General features: G+C 59.3%; 13 protein-coding genes. 8 read left to right on the plus strand and 5 right to left on the minus strand.

The features are described from left to right. Together RDL77_RS23475 and RDL77_RS23480 are read left to right on the plus strand one after the other, a co-directional pair. Positions 1–1,044, plus strand: a 1,044-nt coding sequence (locus tag RDL77_RS23475) for an Mrp/NBP35 family ATP-binding protein (protein WP_288194919.1), incomplete at its 5' end; no start/stop codon positions are given. Between the two features lie 330 nt (positions 1,045–1,374). After that, the gene (locus RDL77_RS23480; protein ID WP_288194920.1) at positions 1,375–4,341 is read left to right on the plus strand and encodes a GH92 family glycosyl hydrolase; all 2,967 of its coding nucleotides are present in this window, start codon (positions 1,375–1,377) and stop codon (positions 4,339–4,341) included. A gap of 59 nt (positions 4,342–4,400) precedes the next feature. On the opposite strand, the gene RDL77_RS23485 is transcribed toward RDL77_RS23480, so the two are convergent. Continuing rightward, positions 4,401–6,029, minus strand: a complete 1,629-nt coding sequence (locus tag RDL77_RS23485; protein WP_223612224.1) for an alpha-D-glucose phosphate-specific phosphoglucomutase — start codon at positions 6,027–6,029, stop codon at positions 4,401–4,403. 167 nt (positions 6,030–6,196) lie between these two features. On the opposite strand from RDL77_RS23485, the gene RDL77_RS23490 reads away from it, so the two are divergent. Beyond that, positions 6,197–6,451, plus strand: a complete 255-nt coding sequence (locus RDL77_RS23490; protein ID WP_223612223.1) for a type II toxin-antitoxin system Phd/YefM family antitoxin — start codon at positions 6,197–6,199, stop codon at positions 6,449–6,451. Next, positions 6,451–6,864 carry a type II toxin-antitoxin system VapC family toxin gene (locus RDL77_RS23495; protein WP_288194924.1) on the plus strand — a complete coding sequence of 138 codons (414 nt, stop codon included), beginning with the start codon at positions 6,451–6,453 and terminating at the stop codon, positions 6,862–6,864. Before RDL77_RS23490 ends, RDL77_RS23495 begins: the two co-directional genes overlap by 1 nt. 49 nt (positions 6,865–6,913) lie before the next feature. On the opposite strand, the gene RDL77_RS23500 is transcribed toward RDL77_RS23495, so the two are convergent. Beyond that, the gene (locus tag RDL77_RS23500) at positions 6,914–7,531 is read right to left on the minus strand and encodes a L,D-transpeptidase (protein WP_223612221.1); all 618 of its coding nucleotides are present in this window, start codon (positions 7,529–7,531) and stop codon (positions 6,914–6,916) included. Between the two features lie 180 nt (positions 7,532–7,711). On the opposite strand from RDL77_RS23500, the gene RDL77_RS23505 reads away from it, so the two are divergent. Further along, on the plus strand, positions 7,712–8,206 hold the full coding sequence (locus RDL77_RS23505) for an MmcB family DNA repair protein (RefSeq protein ID WP_223612220.1): 495 nt from the start codon (positions 7,712–7,714) through the stop codon (positions 8,204–8,206). 1 nt (position 8,207) lies between these two features. On the opposite strand, the gene RDL77_RS23510 is transcribed toward RDL77_RS23505, so the two are convergent. The 3 genes from RDL77_RS23510 to hrpB all read right to left on the minus strand — a co-directional run bounded on the left by RDL77_RS23510 (position 8,208) and on the right by hrpB (position 12,655). After that, complete coding sequence (locus RDL77_RS23510) at positions 8,208–8,771, minus strand: ActR/PrrA/RegA family redox response regulator transcription factor (protein WP_105737977.1); 564 nt, start codon at positions 8,769–8,771, stop codon at positions 8,208–8,210. A gap of 68 nt (positions 8,772–8,839) precedes the next feature. Then, on the minus strand, positions 8,840–10,144 hold the full coding sequence (locus tag RDL77_RS23515) for an ActS/PrrB/RegB family redox-sensitive histidine kinase (protein ID WP_223612219.1): 1,305 nt from the start codon (positions 10,142–10,144) through the stop codon (positions 8,840–8,842). Between the two features lie 63 nt (positions 10,145–10,207). Then, complete coding sequence (gene hrpB / locus RDL77_RS23520) at positions 10,208–12,655, minus strand: ATP-dependent helicase HrpB (RefSeq protein WP_288194930.1); 2,448 nt, start codon at positions 12,653–12,655, stop codon at positions 10,208–10,210. Between the two features lie 213 nt (positions 12,656–12,868). Between hrpB and RDL77_RS23525 the strand changes: the two genes are divergently transcribed. The 3 genes from RDL77_RS23525 to RDL77_RS23535 all read left to right on the plus strand — a co-directional run. Beyond that, positions 12,869–14,866 (plus strand): hypothetical protein, encoded by a 1,998-nt coding sequence (locus RDL77_RS23525; protein WP_288194927.1) that lies wholly within the window; start codon positions 12,869–12,871, stop codon positions 14,864–14,866. 11 nt (positions 14,867–14,877) lie between these two features. Further along, positions 14,878–15,252 carry an EF-hand domain-containing protein gene (locus RDL77_RS23530; protein WP_288194928.1) on the plus strand — a complete coding sequence of 125 codons (375 nt, stop codon included), beginning with the start codon at positions 14,878–14,880 and terminating at the stop codon, positions 15,250–15,252. Between the two features lie 154 nt (positions 15,253–15,406). Beyond that, positions 15,407–16,403: zinc-binding dehydrogenase (locus RDL77_RS23535; protein ID WP_288194929.1), on the plus strand; the 997-nt coding region annotated here is incomplete at its 3' end.

The raw sequence follows: 16,403 nt of genomic DNA on the forward strand, positions 1-16,403 counted from the left end.
CGCGTGGCCGCTGCCGACCCCGTGGCCAGGACCTGGCGGGGTGCCGCCGGGGCCATTGTCGCCCTGACCGCCGAAAAGCGCGGCGGTCCGACCAGCGATGACGCGGTGCCGCGTCCCGCACCGGCAGCACCGCAACGTCCCGCGCAGCGCCCGGCACCTGCCGGTGCAGTCCCGCCGCCGCGCGTTCCGGCCCAGCCGCAGTCCGGGCACGGCCATGCGGCCGCGCCGGTCAAATCGGGCGTTCCCGGCGTTGGCGCGATCATTGCCGTCGCCTCGGGCAAGGGCGGCGTCGGCAAGTCGACCACGGCAGTCAATCTGGCGCTTGGGCTGCAGGCCAACGGCCATCGTGTCGGCATTCTCGATGCGGATATCTATGGCCCGTCCATGCCGCGCCTGCTGCATCTCTCCGGCCGCCCGGAAGTCGTCTCCGGCCGTGTGCTCAAGCCCATGGAAGGCTATGGCCTGAAAGTCATGTCGATCGGCTTTCTCGTCGATGAAGAGACCCCGATGATCTGGCGTGGCCCGATGGTGATGTCGGCCCTGACGCAGATGCTGCGCGAAGTGCAGTGGGGCGATCTCGACGTGCTCGTGGTGGACATGCCGCCCGGCACCGGCGATGCGCAATTGACCATGGCGCAGCAGGTGCCGCTTGCAGGCGCCGTCATCGTCTCGACACCGCAGGATCTGGCGCTGATCGATGCGCGCAAGGGGCTCAACATGTTCAAGAAGGTCGATGTGCCCCTGCTCGGCATCGTCGAGAACATGAGCTATTTCATCGCGCCCGACACCGGCAACCGCTACGACATTTTCGGCCATGGCGGCGCCAAGGCTGAAGCTACGCGTCTCGGCGTTCCCTTCCTCGGTGAGGTGCCGCTGGTGATGGAAATCCGCGAAATGTCCGATGCTGGAACGCCCGTCGTCATCAGCAATCCGGAGGGACCGCAGGCAAAGGTCTATCGCGAGATTGCGGCCAAGGTCTGGGATCAGCTGCAGGCGGCGAAAGCCAATCCCGGCCGGACGGCGCCGGCGATTGTTTTCGAGTAACCGTTTGCCATAGGCCTTGGCCGGGAGGCCCGCAAACGACATTCCCGGCCTTGATCCTGTGTGCTCATCCTCACATGTTGTACATCCGCTCAACGCGATGGAGAACAGGGCAGGTGTTATTAAATCATTCTCTTGGACTTAAGATGAATTGACACCCATTGGCTTAAGGAAATAATCCGGCTCCGTATTCAATCGTTTCAAATCGCTTTGGGAGGAGCACGGTTTGAAAGCGCGGTTGTTGCAATCGCGCACGTGTCAGACGCGACATCCATTTTTCAATTCTTAATTTCAAGCACAAATTTAAAAGCAAAATTCATTTGGGAGGAACCAATGATTTTCAGACGCGTCCTCATCGCCGGACTTGTCGGCAGCGCTATGCTGGCGGGTTGCAATAATGCGGATGACAAGGCTCCGGCAACGCCTGATGCGCAAGGCACCTTTGCGGAAGACATCAGTCCGCTGAACGGCGGCGTGGACCAGGCAACGATCAAGGGCCTTAAAGACGCTTTGGACACCCTGCAGGCGAACATCGTCATTCTGCAAGGGGACGCCGTGACCTCGAAAGAGACACTGGCTGCACTCAAGTCCACCATCGAACTTTTGCAAAGCCGGGCCGGCCAGACAGAAGCCTCTGTTGCCGCGTTGACGGAGCTCGGCCCCCGCATCGACAAGCTGGATGCCGGCCTCAAGTCGCTGACGGACAATTTCAGAACTCTGGATGGGCGAACGGCGGCCATACAGGCTGATATGGATACGCTTAAACCATTGCGGGAACAGTTTACGGCACTGAAAGACGATTATGGCAAGGCGATCAAGCTGAAGCTTGAAGCAGCGGCTCTCGCCCCGCTGCTTGCCGACATCGATCTGCTGAAGACCGGCAAGGTTGATGCTGGGAAGCTTGCGGATTTGCAAGTAAAGCTCGATGGCTTGAAGGATGCGGTCGACAAAGCAAAGCTTGGAGCATCTTCAGCCGAAGACTTCAGCAAACGCATCGCCGTGCTGGAAGAGGCAATCGACTTTCGCATCGATGCCGCCTTGACACACTATGTCAACCCGCTGATCGGGTCGGGTCAGTCGCCTGCATCGGATGTGCCGGGAGAAACCGAGAGTATGCTGGGCGGCTTTGTCAATCCGGGTGCCAATGTACCTTTCGGCATGGTTTCCTGGGGGCCGGAGACGGATGTGATCAGCGGTGTGTGGTCCCCGCGTGGCTATCACTATGAAACGACGGCAATTCATGGCTTTCCCATGATCAATCTGAGTGGCGTTGGCTGCCCGACAATGGCTCCATTCAAGGTTCAGCCCGTGTCCAATGCGTCGGATGGGAATGCCACATTCAGTCATGACAAGGAAACCGTCCATCCGGGCTATTATCAGGTCATGTTTGACAACGGGATCAAAACCGAATTGACAGCAACAACGCGCACCGGATTGGGGCAGTTCACTTTCCCCAAGGATAAGGGTGCTTTGCTGAAGTTTACCAGTCTAAACGACGTGAAGGTAGACGTTGGTGCGCGCACGATTTCCGCCAAGACATCAGGCGGCGGGTTTTGCGGCAGCCCGAGCTACAACATCTATTTTTTCGCGCAGTTCGACCAAGCCTTCACCGCCGATAAATCCAGCTCTATTTTGACCTTTACGGCCAAGACGGGGGAGGCAACCACTATCGTTATGAAGGCCGGTGTTTCGTATGTCAGTGTTGCCAATGCCAAGGGCAATCTGGGGGCGGAAAGCGCTGGGCTTTCCTTCGATGAAGCGCGCAAACACGCTGATTCTGACTGGAACAAACGTCTGAATTCCATTCAGGTCACAGGCGGCACCGACGATCAGAAAAAGATATTCTACACCGCGCTCTATCGTTCCTTTTTTGCCCCTTCGGTCTTCAGTGATGTGAATGGTGAATATGTAAGTTTTGACGGCAAGGTAACTGTGGAGAAGGTTGAAAGGGACAGGGTCCATTATACGACGTTCTCCAGCTGGGACTCCTATCGCTCCCTTGCGCCCATGCAGGCTTTGCTCACTCCCAATGAGGCGGCAGACATGGCGCAATCCCTCATTAATGATGCAAAACAATGTGGCGGCGTGTTCCCTATGTGGGTCGAGGGGACATCCAACAGCAATATCATGCCGGGCGACGGTGCTTCCATCATCGTCGCGCAAACCCATGCTTTCGGTGCACAGAACCTTGATACCGCTGCCGCACGCAAGATCATGCTGGACATGGCGAAGGGGGTTAAAACGACGTGCCGGGGTGTAACCACTCTGCCTCATGTGACTGAATACGATAAACGTGGTTACCTCGGACCCGACGAGGGGCAGCATAAATATGAGAACACGCCGACCTCCAATACACTCGAATATGCCAGCACAGATTTTGCCATCTCCCGCTTTATTGCGAGCCTTGATAAACAAACCAGCCAACTCGTTGCAGGTGGTGGATCGGACGACGCGACCAAACTGCTAGCACGCTCGAACAATTGGACAAACCTGTTCAATCCGGAATGGCGCAAGGTAAACGGCCAACCCTATCCGCAATTGCAACCGCGCAATGCGGATGGCACATGGTCAAAATATACACCAGTTGATAGCAAGACTAATTACCGGGAAGGCAATGCGGAGCAATACACCTATATGGCCCCTCACAATATTCGCGGAATCCTGCACATGCTGGTGAAGGACAAGACCACCAATCCGGATTTGGAAACAGATGCGATTGAGCGTCTCGACACTTTCACAAAATATGTCAATGCTGCCACGAACTCACCCTATCTCTGGGTCGGCAATGAGCCGGGTTTTGCCACGCCATTTTTCTATAATTGGACGAGCCAGCCCTATAAATCACAGGCACTTGTTCGCCGGATTCTGGGCAAAAACTATACGAACTTCCCGTCGGGTCTACCTGGAAATGACGATGAAGGCGCCACCTCCGGCTGGTATGTCTGGGGCGCACTCGGCCTTTATCCGGAAATTCTGGCTGTACCCGGCTTGACCTTGACCAGTCCCATTTTCGAAAAGGCTGTGGTCTGGCGGGGTGATCGGAAGCTGATCACGATCACAGCGGACAAGCCAGCCTCGACCTATATCCAAAGTGTCAAGGTCGACGGCAAGTCCTATGACAGTACATGGCTGCCGATTGATCCATTTGCGAAACAGCCTGTAACCCTCGACTTTGCTCTTGGTGACAAACCAAGCTGCTGGGGATCAAAGCCGACAACAAACATACCGCCATCCTTCGGCCCGGATGGCAAGGACGTGCCAGTGTTGACGCCAGCGGCGGCATGCAGCCCGCCGCAATAAAGCTTCAGACAACAAAAGGGCCGCAAACGCGGCCCCTTTGTTGTCACCGACTTGGAAAATCAGGTAATCACGCTTGGCTTGTCGCGGCCGGTGCGTGTCTTGATTTCAGTCAGGTCGTCCGCCGCGCGGATAAGGTCGGCAAGCGCGCTTTGCGTTTCAAGATCGTGGCGCGCGGCATCGGCCTCGTAGCGTTCGATGTAGAGCCGCAGCGTTGCGCCCGACGTGCCTGTCCCGGAAAGGCGCAGGACAATGCGCGATCCGCCCTCGAAGAGAATGCGGATGCCCTGATGCTCGCTCACCGATTTGTCGACGGGGTCATGATAGGCGAAATCATCGGCCGTGGTGATTGTCAGGCCCTGCACGGTCTTGCCCGCAAGCGTCGGCAGCTTGGCCCGCAAGGCGTCGATCAGGCTGTTGGCCGCGCCTGAATCCACTTCCTCGTAATCGTGACGGGTGTAGTAGTTGCGTCCATAGGCGGCCCAATGTTCCCGCGCGATCTGCTGGACGCTCTCCTTGCGCACGGCCAGGATGTTCAGCCAGAGCAGCACAGCCCAGAGGCCATCCTTTTCGCGCACATGGTTGGAGCCGGTGCCGGAGCTTTCCTCGCCGCAGATCGTTGCCATGCCGGCATCGAGCAGGTTGCCGAAGAATTTCCAGCCCGTCGGTGTTTCATACATGCCGATCTTCAGCTTTTCGGCGACGCGGTCGGCCGCGCCGCTGGTCGGCATGGAGCGGGCAATGCCCTTCAGCCCGGCCTTGTAGCCCGGCGCGAGATGGGCATTGGCGGCCAGCATCGCCAGCGAGTCGGACGGCGTGACGTAGATGCCCTTGCCGATGATCAGGTTGCGGTCGCCGTCGCCATCGGATGCGGCGCCGAAATCCGGACCGTCCGGCGACATCAGCAGGTCATAGAGATCCTTGGCATAGACGAGATTGGGATCGGGGTGATGCCCGCCGAAATCCTCCAGCGGCACGAAGTTCACGCAGGTTCCATCCGGTGCCCCGAGGCGGTGTTCAAGGATTTCCTTGCCGTAGGGGCCGGTCACCGCATGCATGGAATCGAACCGCAGGGTGAAGCCGGACTTGATCAATGCGCGGATCGCATCGAAGTCGAACAGCGTTTCCATCAGTTCGGCATAGTCCGAGACGGAATCGATGATCTCGACATCCATGCCGGCAAGCTGCTGCTTGCCAACGGTGTCGATGTCGATATCGGCGGCATCCGCGATCAGATAGCGGTCGATGACCTTGGAGCGGGCGAACACCGCTTCGGTGATTTTTTCCGGGGCAGGGCCACCATTGCTGATATTGTACTTGATGCCGAAATCTTCGGTCGGCCCGCCGGGGTTATGGCTGGCGGACAGGATGAGCCCGCCGAACGCCTTGTACTTGCGGATGACATTGGACGCCGCCGGTGTTGAAAGAATGCCGCCCTGGCCAACGAGAACGCGGCCAAACCCGTTGGCAGCGGCCATTTTCACGGCAATCTGCACGACGTCGCGATTGTAATAGCGGCCGTCGCCGCCGATTACCAAGGTCTTGCCCTTGAAACCGTCGAGGGAATCGAAGACCGACTGGATGAAATTCTCGACGTAGTTCGGCTGCTGGAATTCGGGAACCTTCTTGCGCAGGCCGGACGTTCCCGGCTTCTGGTCATCGAACGGCGTGGTGGCAATGGTTTTGAACATGTGGACCTTCCCGGTTATGCGCATCGGCAGCAATCTATGAGCGCCTTGTCGATCAGGTCAACACGGCAAAAATCAGTTCGTCAAATAAATCGGATTGTGGCGGCCAGGATAGGTTTGTCTACGTCGCCGGTTTGTAGTAACATATCTACAATTCAAAGAGGTACGTGATGGGCATTACAACTGTTTCGAGCAGAGAATTCAATCAGCATGCCAGCGACGTCAAGAAGGCGGCAAACAACGGCCCCGTGTTCATCACGGATCGGGGCAGGCCCGCCCATGTCCTCCTGAGCATGGAAGAATATCTGAAGCTCACCGGGGGACAGGAGAGTCTTGCCGACGTCCTGGCGCAACAGGAACCCTCGGATTTTGATTTCGAAATACCCAGTCTGAATGTCCGGTTTCGTCCGGCTGATCTGTCCTGATGTTTATTCTGGATACCAATTTCATTTCCGAAATGCGCCGACCGGACAGAGCCGATGCGAACGTCATGGCTTGGGCATCGACCATACCTTTTTCGCATTTTTTCCTATCGGCCATTACGATACTGGAGATTGAACAGGGGCTGCTGCTCGTGGACCGGAGGGATGCGCAACAAGGGGCGATCCTGCGCCTATGGCGGGACAATTGGGTGTTGCCTCGGTTCGAGGGAAGAGTTCTCGCAATGGACACGACTGTCGCACAACGCTGCGCGCACCTGCACGTCCCGAACCCTCAAGCGGAGCGCGATGCGCTTATCGCTGCAACGGCCCTGGTCCATGGCATGGTTGTGGTAACCCGCAATATTGCGGATTTTGCATCAACAGGGGTCAAGACCATCAACCCCTGGAGCGTGTGAAAAGACTGCCCAAGGGGCAGCCTTTTCAAGCAATTCATAAGCCGGAGAATTAGAGAACGACGACCTTCGCACCCACCTCGGCGCGGTTGAAGAGGTCGATGATGTCCTGATTCATCAGGCGGATGCAGCCCGACGACATCGCCTTGCCGATGGACCACCATTCCGGCGTTCCGTGCAGGCGATAGCCGGTATCGCCGCCCTTGTTGAAGAGGTAAAGCGCACGGGCGCCCAGCGGATTCTGCAGGCCCGGGTCCATGCCCTCGCGGAATTCGGCCAGTTCAGGCTTGCGCTTGATCATTTCCTTCGGCGGCGTCCAGGTTGGCCATTCGCGCTTCATGGCTATGCGCGCCGAACCCTGCCATTCAAAGCCCTGCTTGCCGACGCCGATGCCGTAGCGCATGGCGCGTCCGTCACCGAGGACGAAGTAGAGGAACTTTGCCTTGGTATCGACAACGATCGTCCCTGCGGCTTCACCGCCATCGTAGCGAACTTCCTGACGCAGGAACTGCGGCGGAATCTTGGCGCGGGGAATGGCTGGAAGCACATAACCGGCGTCAGTCACGGAGGAATAGGAGGCAGTGGAATAGTTGAAGCCGATCGTGGAACAGCCCGTCAGAGCAGTTGCACCCATCAGTCCAACTGCAAGGACGATTGTCTTGAGTTGCATAGTCACCCCATCAAGTATTGGCCGAATCTAAGGCGATTCAGTTGTCTTCCCTCATTACTGCCATTATTGTTAATGCTTGATTAACCGTAAAGCGTAGTTTTCTCTTAACCATACTTATCCTCAACCAAGTGGTGCATTTTTGCCGTATTCGGTTGTAGCGATCTCAGCGATACTTGCATCATGCCCCTTGTGATTCCCGGTCAGACCAGCCCGCTCATCGATGGTCGTCAGTCAGAGAACGCCATGCTGGTGCGCCGCGGCGTGCAGCGGCTGTTTCTTGAGCTGGGTCTGGCGGTGATGCCGGAGTTGCCGCTGGCTTCGGGCCGGCGGGCCGACCTCGTTGCCATGTCGCGCACCGGTGAAATCTGGATCGTCGAGATCAAATCATCGATCGAGGACTGGAAGGTCGACAAGAAATGGCCGGATTACCGGGCCCACTGCGACCGGCTGTTCTTTGCCACCCATCCCGGCGTTCCCGCCGATATTTTCCCGCAGGACTGCGGATTTATCCTGTCGGATGGCTATGGCGCGGAAATCCTGCGCGAAGCGCCCGAGCACAAATTGTCCGGGGCGACGCGCAAGGCGATGACCCTGCGCTTTGCGCGGGTGAGCGCGGCGCGGATGACACTGGCCGAATTGTCCGGAATTCACTTGCCCGAAACGGATATGGAATAGTTCAGCGCGGCGCGCGCTTTGCGAGGATGCGTTGCAGGGTGCGCCGGTGCATGTTGAGGCGGCGGGCCGTTTCGGAAACATTGCGGTCGCACATCTCGTAAACGCGCTGGATATGTTCCCAGCGGACGCGATCCGCCGACATCGGGTTTTCCGGCGGGGCAACCTTGGCACCGGACCGGCGGGTCAGCGCGGCAAACACCTCATCGGCATCGGCGGGCTTTGACAGGTAGTCGATGGCACCGAGCTTGACGGCGTTGACCGCTGTCGCAATATTGCCGTAGCCGGTCAGGACAATGGCGCGGGTGTCTTCGCGGCGCGCCCGGATTGCCTCGATGATATCGAGGCCGTTGCCGTCGCCCAGCCGCATGTCGACCACGGCATAGGCCGGTGCGTGCGTCTTGACGCTGGCAAGTCCCGCCTCAACCGATTCAGCCGTTGCAACGGTGAAACCACGGGATTCCATGGCACGCGCCAGGCGCTGCAAAAAGGGCTTGTCGTCGTCGACCAGCAACAGTGTCCGATCGCCGCCTATGGCCGCAATATCGTCCTGATCCGTGTGTTCCATCAGGGTTTCCTGCTCATTTCTTATAAATATACTCCGTTAATGGTTCGCAATGAACAAAAAGTCAAAGGTTATCCGTTTTGTTCATCAAGTTGATTGCGCGGCCATGTCACGACAACTTCTGCGCCTTGCCCCGGATCATTGCGATTGCGGAAGGTGATGGCCGCACCGGAACGCTCCAGCAAGGTTTTGGCGATGAACAGCCCCAGCCCCAGCCCGCCGCCATGTTCATTGGTTTCGCGGTCGCGGCCGGTGGTATAGGGCTCGCCGATTCGGTCGAGAATATCAGCCGGGAAACCTTTGCCGTCATCGGCAACGACGATCTGCACCGTCTTGTCGGTCCAGCCCCAGCTGACCTGAATGGTTTCGCGGGCAAAATCCACCGCGTTCTCCACCAGATTGCCGAGGCCGTAAATGATTCCCGGATTGCGGCGGATGACCGGTTCGTTGCCTTCGCCGCGCAGCTTCGTCACCTCGATGCTGATGCCGAAATTGCGGTTGGGCTCGATGACTTCCTCGATCAGCGAGGAAATCTTCAGCCGCGACATATGTTCCTCGCTTTCCGAGGACAGGCTGGTCAGGCGCTTGAGGATTTCCCGGCAGCGATCGGTTTGCGAGCGCAGGAGTTCGATATCCTCGGCAAAGCGATCGTCCTGCGCCAATGCCCGCTGCATTTCCTTGGCGACGAGCGCGATGGTCGCAAGCGGTGTGCCGAGTTCGTGCGCCGCCGCCGCGGCGAGGCCGTCGAGCGCTGAGAGATGCTGCTCGCGCTGCAGGATCAGTTCAGTCGCGGTGAGCGCGTCGGCCAGAAGCCGCGCTTCTTCGGCAACACGGTAGGCATAGACGGCGGTGAAAACCAGCGCCGAAACAACGGAACACCACACCCCTGCAATCAGCACGAACGGCAGTTGCAATGCCTGGTCGGGGTACCAGGGCAGGGGCAGATGGAAATAGGCGAGAGCGGTCGCGCAGACCGTCACGAGGACACCGAGCGTCACGGTCGATGAGGCGGGCAGCGATGTTGCGGAGATGATGACCGGGACGATCATCAGCACGGCAAAGGGATTCTGCAGCCCGCCGGTCATGTAGAGCAGGCCCGCCACCTGCAGGATATCGAAGGCGAGAACCGTGATGGCCGCCCGCGGTTCAAGCCGGTGGTTGATCGGGTAGCGGAACGACAGGAGGAGGTTCAGCCACGCCGAGCAGGCGATCAGCGCAAAGCAGATGCTGACGGGGAAGGGAAACTTCAGGTAGAGCGCCACGAAGAGAACCGCGATGCTCTGGCCCGCGACAGCCAGCCAGCGCAGGCGGATCAGCGTCGTCAGCCGCAGCCGCCGCGACAGGTATGAGGAACGTATGCTGAATTCTTGAACCATGGGCGAGCTTTAGAACAAACCCGATGCAAAGGGAATTCTCGTTTTGCATCGTTTGCGGCTCGCCTATGTTCCGCGCGGTTTGGCCCGGGCCGTGGGCAGTGCCTGCGCCGGGTCTTCCGGCCAGACATGCCGGGGATAACGCCCGCGCATGTCGCTGCGCACATCGGCCCACGATCCTTTCCAGAAACCGGGCAGATCACGGGTGATCTGGATTGGCCGGTGCGCCGGTGAGAGAAGTTCGAGCAGCAGCGGGATTGTGCCGCCGGCAATGGCAGGATGAACCCCGAGCCCGAACAGTTCCTGTACACGTACCGCGAGAACCGGGTCGTCCGCATCGTAGCGGATCGGAATGTTCGAGCCGGTCGGCACCGCGAAATGCGTCGGAGCCAGCGCGTCGATCCGGCGCTGCAGATCATGAGGCACCAGCGCGCGCAGTCCCTCGCTCAGCACATGCGCCGGAATCTGGTTGAGATTGGCGGTTCCCGGCAGGAACGGCAGCAGCCAGTCATCCAGCACGGCAATCAGATCCGCATCAGCCATGGATGGCCATGGAGCGCCGAGGCCCTTGTGCAGCCATGCGAGACGGCGGCGCAGGATCGTCGCTTCCTTCGACCAGGGCAGGATGTCGAGACCATGGCTGCGCACTGCCTCGACGACGCCCTGATTGGCCTGGTCGCCGCCGGGGGCGGGCAGGGTCTTTTCCGACAGGGCGATGGCCCCGATACGGGTGGCATCGCGCGCCTGCAGCGCATTGCGGTTTGCGTCGTAGCTGACCTGCCGGCCGCTGACGATGCGATCGCTAAGCGCTTCGCGGATGTCGGCTTCGGTTGTTTCCGCCGCTGCCAGTATCCGGGCCTTGCCGGCCCGACCCGCCAGATCGGCGACGACGAGCCACGGCGCGCGCGCCAGCGAGGTCGCCGCATCCATTTCGCCGCCGCGGCCGTTGGCCAGCGTGAACTGGCCGTTGCCGCGCGCCTTGGCAATCCGGTCGGGATAGGCATCGATCAGCAGGCGCCCGGCACTGTCCGGCTCCGTCCCCTGCACAACATCACGTCCGGCCAGCCGCTTTGCCAGCCCGCGCGCCCGCGTTGCCCGCTCGCCCCGCTCCCGCTGAAAACGCGCAAGCCGCACATCGAGGTCTATGTCATTGCCGCCCAGCCCGCGTTCGGTGAGGAGCACGGCGAGGTCCGCCGCGCGCCCGCCCTGTCCGCGTTCCCGCGCCGTCAGCACCATATGGGCAAGCCGCGCCGGCAGGGCGAGTGCGCGCATGGCATGGCCCATCGGGGTGATGCGGTCGCTGTCCAGCGCACCGAGATTTTCCAGCAAGGTCTTGGCTTCCCTGATGGCCGGGGCGGGCGGCGCATCGAGAAACGCCAGACTGCGCGGATCGGCAACGCCCCATGCGGCACAATCAAGCACGAGGCCGGTCAAATCAGCCTCGAGAATTTCCGGCGGGGCAAAAGCTTCCAGCGCCGCCGTCTGTTCGGCGCGCCACAGGCGCAGGGCAATGCCCGGTTCCGTGCGTCCGGCACGACCCGCGCGCTGGTCCACTGCCGCCCGCGCCGCCCGCACGGTCTCCAGCCGGGTCAGGCCGGTGGCCGGTTCGAATTTCGGCAGCCGCGCCAGACCGCTGTCGATGACGACGCGCACGCCGTCGATGGTGATGGATGTCTCGGCAATGGATGTCGCCAGCACCACCTTGCGCCTGCCCTGCGGTGCCGGCCGGATCGCTGCATCCTGGTCGCGGCCCTCCAGCGCGCCATAGAGCGGCACGATTGTCGTATCCGCGCCCACGCGCCCCTCCAGCGCTTCGGCGGTGCGCTCGATTTCACGCTGTCCGGGAAGAAACGCCAGAATGCTGCCGGTCTCGGTGGCCAGCGTGTCGCGGATTGCCCGCGCCATGGCATCTTCGATCCTCTCGTCCGGCTTGCGCTCGCGATAGCGCGTTTCGATGGGAAAGGAGCGGCCCTTGCTTTCCAGCACCGGCGCATCACCGAGAAGGTTTGCAACCCGGGCACCATCAAGCGTTGCCGACATCACAAGCAGCTTCAGGTCCGGCCGCAGCGCCGTCTGTATATCCAGCGCCAGTGCCAGCCCGAAATCCGCGTCTAGGCTGCGCTCGTGGAATTCGTCGAACAGCACGGCCGCAATGTCCTTGAGATCGGGATCGTCGAGGATCATCCGGGCAAAGACACCCTCTGTCACGACGAGAATGCGCGTCCTGGCCGAAACATTGTTTTCCAGCCGCATGCGATAGCCGACGGTGGCACCCACCTCCTCACCGAGCAGGCTGGCCATGCGGCTGGCGGCGGCGCGGGCTGCGAGACGGCGCGGTTCCAGGAGGACGATGGTTCTGTCCCCGCGCCATGGCGCATTGAGCAGATGCAGCGGAATGAGCGTCGTCTTGCCCGCACCGGGCGGCGCGACGACGACCGCCGCAATACCACCCGCCAGCGCTTCATCCAGCACAGGAAATATCTCGGTTACGGGCAGGAGAGGAAGGTCAGGCACGGCAAAATCCAGTGGTGAAATCTCCGGCCGTTTTGACAAGGTTTGCCGCGCGAAGTCCATCGTTTTCTCCGTGATGGCAGATGGATGCGACCGGTCACAACTCCTCAGTGCTTCCCCGGTTGTTGAGACTTTCGCTCAATTGACACTGCCTCGCTCCGTTTGACACCTTGGCCGCTTTCATGAGCACTTTTCAAACTGGGGAATTTTTCACACATGAAATTACGAATTCTCTCGCTTTCGATTCTGGCTGCACTGGCAGCCTGCAACAACAGTTCCGACGGTCCCGTCTCCGAAAACACATTTGCATCCGAAGCGGTGCCCGCTGCTGTGGAATCGAATGAAGCGCCTTCAGCCAAAATCCAGCCTGAAGCAGTATCGCTTGAAACTGCTCATATTCGTGCCGACGATTTGATCGAAGCGGGAAACTTTATCGACGCTACCAAAATCTTCGAAGCCGCTGGTCTGAGGGTGGAAGGTAGCTTGCTTCGCACGGTTGAGGCATTCTTGGCCAACGGTAAGATTGCGGAGGCGGCAGGCGAATTGGCGAAGATCGCGCCGAAAAAGGCCGTGGCGGCGCTTTATACAAGAGCTGGTCTGGACGAAGAAGCCTACAAGCTCTACGCGCCCGCGGACTATGTGCTGGATGATAAAACCAAATATAGTGGTCTGCCGAGTGCTTATCTTGCTGAAGTTGTCGATGAAAAACCCGCTGTCATGCGCCATAAGATGACGCTGAACGGCCAGAGCTTCTGGTACACCGCATCGGCCGGCCATCTGACCGCCTATGCCAAGAACCCGGAGAAGCGGAATCCGCAGGCGTCAATCTTCTACACAGCCTATACGCGCGACGATTTGCCGAAGGAAAACCGGCCCGTCACGTTCTTTTTCAATGGTGGGCCGGGCGCTTCATCAGTCTATCTGCATCTCGCCTCTTGGGCGCCCAAGCATGTTGTCATCGATGCGCTCAACGTGCCGGACGAATGGGCCGATGGCCGGCCGCAGGAACTTCCCTTCATCGACAGTCAGGAGTCGCTGATCGACAGAACCGATCTTGTCTTTGTCGACATTGTTCCCGGCACCGGATTTTCCGAATCCGTTGCTCCAAATACCAATCTGACGTTCTGGACGACTGACAAGGACGTTGAACTTTCCAGGCAATTCATCACGCGCTATATCAATTTTAATCGCCGGCAGGAATCGCCGAAATATCTCTATGGCGAATCCTATGGCGGCGGCATCCGCGTGCCCAAGCTCGCCCAGGCATTGCTGGACGCAGGCACTGACGGTTATGAGAAAGCCGATGGTGTCGACAAATCCAAGTTCAAGGTGCTCACCGGATCGGTGTTCCATTCACCGGCTTTCGATTACAGCAGTATGAATCAGATTGACGGTGACTTTCCCACCTACGCCATGGTCGCCGACGCTCTGGGAAAATCCACTGCGCGCAGCAAAGAGACCTCGCTTGAGTCTTATGCCAAAACCCTCGAGGATATTGCCGTAAAATACGCTGCCGACCAAAATTTTATTGCCTCTCCCTACACGGGCCTTGAGAAGAGAATACCTGTCAACTTGTGGAACAGACTAGATTTCGAGCAATACGCGGCAGCCTTGATGCCCGGCTATGACTTCAATGCGTATGATGGGCGAATGCATGTAAAACTTAAAAAAAATCCGACATCCGACTTTAAGGCATTGAAGTATGAATTCAATTTCTTCGAAGAAGATGCCTTGAACAACAGGATCACCAGTTACCTGCCGGAACATGTCAACTACAAGCCGGGCGCGCGCTATATCAATGCATCCTGGCAGTCATCGGATCCGGGTGCGGTCAAGGGGCCAAAGCTGGCATTCGAGCTTTGGAAAGACAAGGGTGGTGCAAGTGGTTTGATCAACATCGTGGCGGCCATTGCGCGCGATCCTTCGCTCAAGCTTTTGACCTTACATGGTTATCACGACACGGTGACGCCCTTCCGGCGCTCCGAGCTTGACCTTAAGGGTGCCAGTCTCGACAAGCGGGTCCCGGTGAAGAGCTTTGTGGGCGGGCACATGATCTATTACGCTCAGGAATCGCGGGCATCGCTGATAAACGTGCTCGATGAATTCTACGACGCGCCGCCCTATGGCACCGGGCCGACGATTGCCAAAGCCCAGTCTTTGCGTCCTGCATTCGCGCAAGACGCCGCACCCGCCCCCGCCGCAGCCCTGCATTAGGAGAGCGATCCATGTCCATTTCCCGCACAATCTTCATTTCGTTCCTCCTGACTTCCATGGCTGGACAATCAGCTCAGGCGGGCGATCGTGTCTGGCACCCTGAGCCGGGCATAAAATCAGTCAAGCAGGATGCAACCTCGATCCAAAGACAGCTTGATCAGGAACTGCGAGCCAAGTTCGACGCCGCTGCAAAGTCAAATCATCTTCTGACTGCGCAAGCGGCCAGCGCCGCTGGCTGGGGTTTCATCGCCGAGCATTTTGCGCAGATCGACAAAGATCAGGACGGTTACCTTACCTTCGATGATGTGCAGACCTTTTTCGATGCGCGTTCGCCCATGCCGGCAGCAAGAACAAGGGCTGCGAAGGCGGTGCAGGTTGTGGAGTAAGAAAGACCGCTGTCGGAGCAAGGCGCGTCATAAGAAGCGCCTTCCCCGACGCGAAATGTCGCCGATTTGATTGACGATCCCCGGTGTGATCCTGATAGTGCACAACTGCAAATCAGTAGACCGCATGTTGAAAGACGCATCAGGGAGAATTCGCATGAAATCGCGCGCCGCCGTTGCCTGGGAAGCCAGGAAGCCACTGACCATCGAGACCATCGAGATCGGTGGACCGAAGCCGGGCGAGGTTCTGGTGGAAGTCATGGCCACAGGCGTGTGCCATACGGATGCCTATACGCTCTCCGGCCTTGATTCCGAAGGCAAATTTCCCGCCATTCTCGGCCATGAAGGCGCGGGCATCGTGCGCGAGCTCGGCGCCGGCGTGACCTCGCTGAAGGTCGGCGACCATGTCATTCCGCTCTACACGCCGGAATGCCGCCAGTGCAAGACCTGCCTGTCGCAGCGCTCGAACCTGTGCACCTCCATCCGCTCGACTCAGGGGCAGGGCGTCATGCCCGACGGCACCAGCCGCTTCTCCTGCGATGGCGGCGAAGTGTTCCATTACATGGGCTGCTCCACCTTCTCCAATTTCACCATCCTGCCGGAAATTGCGCTGGCCAAGGTGCGTGAGGACGCGCCCTTCGACAAGATCTGCTATATCGGCTGCGGCGTGACGACCGGCATCGGCGCGGTGATCTACACCGGCAAGGTCTGGCCCGGCGCCAATGTGGTGGTCTTCGGTCTCGGCGGCATCGGCCTCAATGTCATCCAGGGTGCCCGCATGGTTGGCGCCGACAAGATCATCGGTGTCGATCTCAACCCGGCCAAGGTCGAGATGGCGAGAAGATTCGGCATGACCCATTTCGTCAACCCCAATGAGGTCGGCAATGACAAGGTGGTGCAGGCCATCCAGGACCTGACCGATGGCGGCGCGGATTTCTCCTTCGATGCAACCGGCAATACCAATGTGATGCGCCAGGCGCTCGAATGCTGCCATCGCGGCTGGGGCACCAGCATCGTCATCGGCGTGGCGGAAGCCGGCAAGGAAATCGCAACGCGGCCGGTCCAGCTGGGCACCGGGCGCAACTGGCGCGGGACGGCCTTCCGCGGCGCGGCGGGCGGCACCGACGGGCCGACAAACGTCGACCGGGACACGG

Origin of the sequence: uncultured Phyllobacterium sp. (assembly GCF_902479695.1) — a bacterium.
In the GTDB taxonomy this organism is placed as follows: domain Bacteria; phylum Pseudomonadota; class Alphaproteobacteria; order Rhizobiales; family Rhizobiaceae; genus Phyllobacterium; species Phyllobacterium calauticae.